Source organism: Halomonas sp. AOP22-C1-8 (assembly GCF_052378905.1).
GTDB lineage: Bacteria > Pseudomonadota > Gammaproteobacteria > Pseudomonadales > Halomonadaceae > Vreelandella > Vreelandella citrativorans.
Genome location: NZ_JBQSYD010000003.1, coordinates 192439 through 198438, shown reverse-complemented (window position 1 = coordinate 198438; position 6000 = coordinate 192439). Strand labels below are relative to the sequence as shown.

Here is a 6000-nt window from a genome sequence, read left to right as displayed (position 1 = left end):
GCAGATTGCACGCCCTCACGTCACTAGAAATTAGCCTTACATACCATCACTTTTACTCGCCTTCATTTCCTTACAACAAAAAGGGTAAGCTGAACAGCAACACCGCCCCTGAGTACGCACTTGATGACCTCACACTGGATACTAGGCCCAGGCGCCATCGGTCGCCTGTTAGCCCATTCGCTCTCTCCTCTTGCTGACGTCACCTTAGTCGGCCGCCGTGCGCTACCTGAGCAGCAAACAATAACCACATCCGAAGGCGAGGTGCGTAGCCAGCATTTAAACGTGGTAACCACCTCGCAACTAGTAGCCAAGGCGCCAGCGCCGCCTGCTTTTTTACATATCACTACCAAGGCGATGGCTGCTGAAGCAGCGTTGGAAAGCGTGGCGGGCGTTATTTCCGCAACTACCCCACTGGTGTTGTGGCAGAACGGTTTTTTGGCTCAGCCGAGGCTGACTGAACGTTGGCAGGGGCCGGTGTTGTGTGCGACTACGACGGAAGGTGCTTATCTAACCGGTGATGATGACGTGGTGCATGCGGGGCGTGGGCATACGTTTGTGGGGGATCTGGAGAATCGCTACGGTGCGTTGGCACAGCAGTTAGCGCATCAGCTAAGCCAAGCGGGGCTTGCGGCTACGGCGGTGGATGATATTCGCAGCCGCCTATGGCAGAAGCTGGCGGTGAATGCGGCGATTAATCCGTTGGTGGCGTTAAATGGGATTCGTAATGGCGAGTTGCGTGGCGCCGCTTACGCAGGCCGCGTTGAGGCGGTTGTTGAGGAAGTGGCGGCGATTATGTTGGCCGAAGGTATTCAAGCGCCCAGCGGGGGGAGCGGTTTGGACGCGTGGTTGGCGTTGGTGTGGAATGTTATTGAGAAGACGGCGAATAACAAGGCATCGATGTTGCAGGATGTGGAGGCCAGGCGGCTTACCGAGCGTGGTGCGATTTTGGGGCCGCTGATTGAGAGTGGCGAACGGTATGGGGTGGGTTGTGAAGTGTTGCTCGGGTTGGATCGTGAGTTGGCGGTGTTGGAGGCGGGGTTTTAGGCTTGCTCAGGCTTGGGGCGGCTGCGCCGCCCTTTCGCGCCGGGCCGCCGCTGCGGGTGCCGCGTTTCTCGCTGCGCTCGCTACTTGTTACCACGCGCTACACGTTTGAAATTTCAAATATTTCAGATTTTGTAGCGCGGTGTAAGCGTTAGCGCACCCGCGAAGGGTGCGGCTATTCGTATGAGGCGGTTTAGGTAACCGGGATCATCACCACATCGCGGAACACGGGGCGCTCGGTTAGCTGCTGATACCAGCGTTCCAAACGGGGGCGCGGTTGCCAAGTGAGGCCGATGTTCCATAGGTTATAAACGAAGGGCGCAACGGCAATGTCGCCCAGGCCAAACGCTTCGCCTGAAAACCATGCCTGGTTGGCGAGTGCGTTATCCAGCAGTTCAAACAGCTTTTCACAGGCTTGCATGCCTGCTTCAATGGCGGCGTTATCGCGCTGCGCTTCGGGCGTTCTCACATAGCCCATTAAAATTACTCGGTGCGCAGGGGAAAGCGTGCTGTTGGCCCAGTCCATCCATTTTTCTGCCTGGGCGCGCTTGGCAGGCTGCTCAATCCACAGCTTCCCTTGGCCATACTGCGCCGCCAGGTAGCGGATGATGGTGTTGGATTCCCACAATAGGCAGTCGGTGGCATCGTCCTTGAGTAACGGCACCAACCCATTGGGGTTCATGGCCTGGTATTCGGGCGTGTTGTTGACCCCGAACTGGAGCCCCGCCTGAATTTGTTCAAACGGTAGTTCCAGCTCGTTAAGCACCCAGCGCACTTTTTTAACATTGGTAGAGTTATCGCGGCCCCAAAGCGTAATCATAACGTTCCTTATTGGTTGGTTTTTTAAGAGTTTACCTGATCATGCCATGAGATAAAGGTAGCTTGGGTGTGGGGCGGCTTCACCCTTCACCCTCTTTATCCTGATAGAACTGTATCAGGCTTGAGAAGTCGAGCTGGCCGTTGCCGTTTGCCTTGTGCTGAGTAAACAGCGTGCGGGCGGCGGAACCCATGGGCACGGGGGAAGCGCTTTGCTGGCTGATATCCATGGCAAGGCCCAGGTCTTTCATCATCAGGTCCACCAGGAACCCGCCCTGATACGCGTTGGCAGCGGGCACATTCTCCATAACGCCTGGGTAGGGGTTGTAAACATTGAGCACCCAGTTGCCGCCGGAGCTTTTTCGCATAATGTCAGAAAGCACCGCAGGGTCGAGGCCATTTTTGACGCCCATGTTGATCGCTTCGCAGGTACCCGCCATCAACACCGAAAGCAGCATGTTGTTACACGCCTTGGCCACTTGCCCTGCCCCATGGTCGCCCGCGTGGAAAATGTTTCTGCCCATTACGCCTAGCACAGGCGTCACTTTTTCAAACTGGGCCTTTGACCCGCCGACAATAAACGTCAGCGTGCCCGCCAGCGCACCGCTCACCCCACCCGATACCGGAGCATCGACAAAGTCGATCCCCCGCTGTTCGCCAATGGCCGCAACGCTGCGCGCCGTGTCGGCATCAATGGTGGAGCAGTCAATCACCAAAGCGCCTGGTTTGATCACCTCGAACAACGCCTCATCGCCATCAACGTAAAGTGCCTTCACGTGCTTGCCTGCAGGCAACATGGAGATAACAAAGTCAGCCTCGGCGGCGGCTTCACGCGCCGAGCCTGCCACTTCACAGCCGTGATCTTTAGCGGCTTCAAGCGCTTGTTTAGAAAGGTCATACGCACGCACGGTATGCCCCTCTTTCGCCAGGTTAGCCGCCATCGGGCCGCCCATATTGCCTAAACCAATAAATGCCACAGTAGCCATAACGATTGTCCTTGTTGTTAATAACAAACGGTTAATAACAAACAGTTAATAAAAGCAGCTAATAACAAACGGCGAGTAACGAGCTACTGGTAATAACCGTTGATCATGAAATGTTGGCAGTGACCGTTTTAACACCCCGGCGGTACGGCTTATTTACTTCAGGTCCGCAAGCGGGCTATCGGGCCACGGTGATGCTAACAGCGCATCCATAAAGTGATCTTCCACTTCCCCTACCGCTGCATACGTCCAGCCTGGCAAGCCATCTTTATCCACCAGTAATGCGCGCACGCCTTCGGGAAACTCCCGGTGGCGACAGCACTGCACAGAAAGCGCCAGCTCTGCCTGGAACACCTCGGCAAGCGACATGTGCTTGGCACGCGTTAGCTGCTCATGGATAAGCCGAATGGAGACCGGACTACCATGCGCCAGCGTCTTTTGTGCTTTGCTAAACCATTTATCCTCACTTTCTACCGCCAGTACGGCGGCCACCCTTTGCTCGACGGTATCGTGGTCCATCAGCTCGCGAATTAATGGCGCGAAGTGTCGTATGGGTGTTTCCAGCGCGGTAAACTCTGCTTTAGAGGCTTGTTCAAGCTCGCGCAGCGCTTGATTGACCACGCCGTGGGCATCGGTCTTTTCACCGCTTCCCCAAGTGGCACTGGTTAGTTGCTGAAGCAATTCTTCCCGGCGATGGCTGGCAATGCCACGGTCGGCAAGGCCCAGGTAAAGGGCATCTGATGCATTGATCTGCGCACCGGTCATGGCCAGAAAACGCCCCATACCGTTCGGCAGGCGGTTTAAAAACCAGCTGGCACCCACATCCGGATAAAGGCCAATCGTCACTTCCGGCATGGCCAGCCGGGAGGTTTCAGTGACCACGCGATGGCTACTGGCGCTGAGCAGGCCCATACCGCCGCCCATTACAATGCCGCTGCCCCAGCAAATAATTGGTTTGCGATAAGTGTGTAGCCGGTAATCCAGGCGGTACTCTCTTTCAAAAAAGCGCTCGGGAAAGCTCGGGTCAGCTTCCCCGTTAATCGCTTTATACAGCGTGACCACATCACCACCGGCGCAAAAGGCTTTTTCACCAGCGCTATCCAGCAGGATGGCGACAACCCGCTCGTCCGCCTCCCAGGCATCCAGCTGCGGCAGAATGGCGTCGATCATGCCCAGCGTTAACGCGTTGAGCGAACGCTCAGCGTTAAGCTTGATTTCAACCACCGTGTGGCCATCCTGGGTGGCGTGTTCGGTAAACAGTACGCTACTCATTCAGCATCCTTACGTATCGGCTCGAATGGCGACCGCGATCATGTCGGCAACCCTGTTTTTTTACAGCTCAGCGGCACCTTCGGCGAGTACCCGGCGCGAAATGATCAGGCGCATGATTTCATTGGTGCCTTCCAGAATGCGGTGTACGCGGGTATCGCGCACATAGCGTTCCATGGGGTACTCCTTAATGTAGCCATTGCCGCCATAAAGCTGTAGCGCCTCATCACACACTTTAAAGCCTACATCGGTGGCAAAGCGCTTGGCCATGGCGCAGTAGGTGGTAGCGTCAGCATGACCGGCATCCAGTTTGGCAGCGGCCATTCTCACCAGTTGGCGGGCGGCTACCAGCTCGGTGACCATATCCGCCAGGCGAAATTGTAACGCTTGAAAATCCGCTAAACGCTTGCCGAACTGCTGGCGTTCCAGCAGATAGTCACGCGCTTTATTCAGCGCCTGCTGGGCGGTGCCAATAGAACAGGTGGCGATATTAATTCGCCCGCCGTCCAGCCCCTTCATGGCAATTTTAAAGCCGTCGCCTTCGTTACCCAGCAGATGATTCGCAGGCACGCGCACGTCTTCAAAGGTAATCATTCGGGTGGGCTGGCTGTTCCAACCCATCTTGTCTTCCTTGCGCCCATAGCTGATGCCTTCGGCCTTGGCATCTACTGCAAATGCCGAGACTCCACCCGCGCCTTCGCTACCGGTACGCGCCATCACCACCAGAAAATCAGTGCTGCCCGCGCCAGAAATAAATATTTTGCTGCCGTTGAGTACATACACATCGCCCTCACGCCTGGCCGAGGTTTTAAGCGAGGCCGCATTGGAGCCCGCATTGGGTTCTGTTAAACAGTACGAACCCAGAAGCTCACCAGTTGCAAGCTTTGCGCCCCACTGCTTAACCGCCTCTGGCTGGCCGAAGTCCGCGAGCATCCAGGTCACCATGTTATGGATGGTGAGATACGCCGTGGTGGAGGTACAGCCCATTGAAAGCTGCTCGAAGATAATGCTGGCATCCAGCCGTGAGAGACCAAGCCCGCCCACGCTTTCCGGCGCGTAAAGCGAGCAGAAGCCCAGCTCGCCAGCCTTACGAATAACGTCTACGGGAAAAATAGCTTCGGCGTCCCATTGTGCAGCATGGGGCTCAAGCTCATTTTGGGCGAAGGCTCGCGCCAACTCGGCAAAGGCTACCTGGTCTTCACTCAACTCAAAGTTCATGGCCAATCTCCGCTGAAAAGCCTTTGTCACCCCTCGCTGCCACGCATTACCCAATGGCGCCAGCATCGGCTGATCAAATTTATTTGTTAACGTGTACGTCAACTTATCGCCTAAATTATCGCTGTGCAACCACTCTGCTAGCGTTAACCCTACAATAGAGACTTTACGTTAACGTAAACTTGTTTTAGCCTCAGGGTAAGCGCTTCGTAAAAGCAAACCTTTAAAAAAAGAGAACGACGATGAGCAAAACCTACTCGATCAGCGACCTAGCCAACGAGTTTGATATCACCACGCGCAGCATTCGCTTTTATGAAGATCAGGAGCTGCTTTACCCAGCACGGCGGGGCCAAACGCGTATTTACAGCAGCCAGGACCGCGTACGGCTTAAATTGACCTTACGAGGTAAACGGTTAGGGCTTTCACTGGCGGAGATTCGTGAGCTGTTTGAGCTGTGGGATGAAACCCGCACAGGGAGTGAAAAGCAGCTTTTACTGATGCTGAACAAAATCAGCGAACGACGGGCCGCTCTTGAGCAACAAATGAAAGATATCGCCATGATGCAGCTGGAGCTTGAGAACGCCGAAATTCGCTGCCGCCAAGCGTTAGATGAGCTTCATGACAAAGAGGCGTTTGACGAAAAACACACCGAAGCGCCCTCGCCCACCTCCTGACG

6 protein-coding genes are annotated in these 6000 nt (G+C 55.5%); 2 read left to right on the top strand and 4 right to left on the bottom strand.

Features of this window, described 5'->3' with window-relative positions; genetic code table 11:
• The first annotated feature begins 123 nt into the window (after positions 1–123).
• On the top strand, positions 124–1044 hold the full coding sequence (locus ACT3TY_RS03170; RefSeq protein WP_444627311.1) for a ketopantoate reductase family protein: 921 nt from the start codon (positions 124–126) through the stop codon (positions 1042–1044).
• A 190-nt stretch (positions 1045–1234) separates the two neighbouring features.
• Here ACT3TY_RS03170 and ACT3TY_RS03165 read toward each other — a convergent pair whose 3' ends face one another.
• From ACT3TY_RS03165 to ACT3TY_RS03150, 4 genes are all read right to left on the bottom strand, one after another.
• Entirely contained in the window at positions 1235–1861 is a 627-nt protein-coding gene (locus tag ACT3TY_RS03165; RefSeq protein ID WP_444627307.1) for a glutathione S-transferase family protein, read from the bottom strand.
• 79 nt (positions 1862–1940) lie between these two features.
• On the bottom strand, positions 1941–2843 hold the full coding sequence (mmsB, locus tag ACT3TY_RS03160) for a 3-hydroxyisobutyrate dehydrogenase (RefSeq protein ID WP_441677108.1): 903 nt from the start codon (positions 2841–2843) through the stop codon (positions 1941–1943).
• A 153-nt stretch (positions 2844–2996) separates the two neighbouring features.
• Positions 2997–4112, bottom strand: a complete 1116-nt coding sequence (locus ACT3TY_RS03155; RefSeq protein WP_444627306.1) for an enoyl-CoA hydratase/isomerase family protein — start codon at positions 4110–4112, stop codon at positions 2997–2999.
• 60 nt (positions 4113–4172) lie between these two features.
• Positions 4173–5327, bottom strand: a complete 1155-nt coding sequence (locus tag ACT3TY_RS03150) for an acyl-CoA dehydrogenase family protein (RefSeq protein ID WP_441677106.1) — start codon at positions 5325–5327, stop codon at positions 4173–4175.
• 239 nt (positions 5328–5566) lie between these two features.
• Between ACT3TY_RS03150 and ACT3TY_RS03145 the strand changes: the two genes are divergently transcribed.
• Positions 5567–5998, top strand: coding sequence for a MerR family transcriptional regulator (locus ACT3TY_RS03145; protein ID WP_441677105.1), 432 nt, complete (start codon positions 5567–5569; stop codon positions 5996–5998).
• Positions 5999–6000 lie beyond the last annotated feature (2 nt).